We start from the raw sequence: 515 nt of genomic DNA, 5'->3' as shown, positions 1-515 counted from the left end.
CCACAACACGGGGAGCAACCATGAACAGCACGAAGCCATGGCGCAACTGGGCCACCACGGCCGCGCTCGGTGCCGCGCTCGTCGCCGGCTCGGCGGCGCTCGGCGCGCCGGCCGCCGCCGCCGCCTCAGCGCCGCAGCAGCAGCGCGAAGCGGACGCCGTAGCACAGGCCCGGCGCACCGGACAGGCGGTCGAGATCGTCGCCCGGCGCACCGCGACCACCGAGGTCTACGCCAACCCGACCGGCTCCTACACGCTGAAGTTGCACGCCCAACCGGCGGGACTCAGGTCCGACGACCCCCCGCCGGTGACGGCGGTCAACAACTACAACTGGACCCACATCAACCAGACATTCCCCAACACCTCGTACTGGACGGCGGAACGCAACCAGGCCAAGGTCGGCTACTCCAGCTCCCAGAAGGCCCCGTGGCGGTCGTTCTTCCTGTTCGACGTGCCCGCCGAACTGGCCGGCGCGCAGATCGTCAACGGCACCTTCTCCATCACCCTGGACAACTCC

The 515-nt window shown here is 69.9% G+C and carries 1 pseudogene; it reads left to right on the top strand.

The features are described 5' to 3' along the window. Positions 1-20: 20 nt before the first annotated feature. Positions 21-515 (top strand): annotated as a pseudogene (locus Dsi01nite_RS56645) (hypothetical protein); the annotation flags it as partial.

This window comes from Dactylosporangium siamense, assembly GCF_016862795.1.
Taxonomy (GTDB): Bacteria; Actinomycetota; Actinomycetes; order Mycobacteriales; family Micromonosporaceae; genus Dactylosporangium; species Dactylosporangium siamense.
This window is presented reverse-complemented; position numbering and strand designations above follow the sequence as displayed.